This window comes from Amycolatopsis ponsaeliensis, from assembly GCF_030182635.1.
GTDB classification, from domain to species: domain Bacteria; phylum Actinomycetota; class Actinomycetes; order Mycobacteriales; family Pseudonocardiaceae; genus Amycolatopsis; species Amycolatopsis ponsaeliensis.
On record NZ_JAPZLD010000116.1, the window covers coordinates 1 to 1,409 of the forward strand.

Below are 1,409 nucleotides of genomic sequence, written 5' to 3' on the forward strand. Positions count from 1 at the left end.
GGCTCCCCTCTGTGTCAAGCAGACGAGGAAGCCGCTGCCCTATCCTTGTAGTCGGCAGGCTCGGGAAGTGACTGTTCCGAAGTGCTGACCACGGGGCTCAGGTCAGCCGCGCTGGAGTCAGAAGCCGCCCCCGAATGTCCTCCCGAACCTGCCGCCAAGCGCTCCGCGTCGCGGACCATCCGACGGTAGACGACGTCGGACAGCCGGCGTTTCAGACACCGCATCGCTTCCATACTTGTCTTGCCGTCGGCCAGTCTGCGCTGGTAGTAGGCGCGGCCGGGTGTGTCGTGACGGAGCTGGACGATGGCCATCACGTGCAGCACCCGATTGATCCTGCGGTTTCCCGCCCGCGACAGCCGGTGCCGACGACGATCACCAGACGACGCCTCCAACGGTGCGGTGCCGTTCCAGGACGCGAACCGTCCCTTGTCGGCGAATCGGCCGACATCACCGATGTCGCCGAGCAGCCGGGCGGCGCTGGATGGGCCGATCCCGAACAGTTCCAGCAGTGTGCTGCCGGTGGAGGCGACCAGCTCACCCAGTTCGGTGTTGGCGGTCTTGATCCGCTTGTCGATGCGGTCCAGCTCGGTGATCAGGTCCGCGGCCAGCCGCCGGCGGGTCCTGCCCACGACGTCACGCGGCCGCACCGAGGCCAGCAGCGCGCGGGCCTGGGTGGCGGACAGGAACTTCTTCGCCCCACCGGCAAGCAGCTCCAGCAGCAGGCGATGCAACCGGTTGACGACCTGGGTGCGAGCGTGACCCAGTTCGTCACGATGATCCACCAGCAAGCGCAGCGCCACCGTCACGTCATCGACCTGAACGAGCCGCAAACCCTTGGTGCGTAACGCGACCACCGCGATCGAGTGCGCGTCGACCGGGTCGGTCTTACGGCCCTGGCCGGTGGCGAACACCCGCACCCGCGCCGAGAGTTTCGCCGGCACATCGACCACGGTCTCGCCGTCGGCGACCAGGCGCTGCGCGAGATGACGGCCGATGCCCTGACAGCCCTCCACCGCCCACAACCGCTGCGCATGCCGGCGACCGGTGGCCAGCATGCGGTGGTAGCCGGCCTGATCGGTGCCGAACCGGCCCGTGTGCAGCACGTGCTCGCGTTCGTCGATGATCTCGATGGTGGCGGACCGCTTGTGCGGATCCATGCCGATGATCACTGGTGTCACGCTGCTCTCCTCGCTGTACCTGGGTTGGTATCAGGCGAGGTGGGCAGCGCTACTTCGAGCTGAGCAGACCCCTCTCGAGCCACATCCCGCCACGGTGTCCGACGGGAGGCACGCCATGAGTGAGCCACACCCGACAGCGTGGTGGGCAGCCGATGAGAGAGCCACCCGTCGAACACCTCGACCGAGCCTGGCCCGGCATCGGTCGTACCGCCATTCAACAAGTAGCCGATG

Annotated in this window: 1 protein-coding gene; it reads right to left on the bottom strand. The window is 67.4% G+C overall.

Annotated elements, in window-relative coordinates:
• Nucleotides 1-14 precede the first annotated feature (14 nt).
• Complete coding sequence (locus QQ657_RS56460) at nt 15-1,178, bottom strand: IS110 family RNA-guided transposase (protein WP_284750742.1); 1,164 nt, start codon at nt 1,176-1,178, stop codon at nt 15-17.
• Between the last annotated feature and the right edge of the window lie 231 nt (nt 1,179-1,409).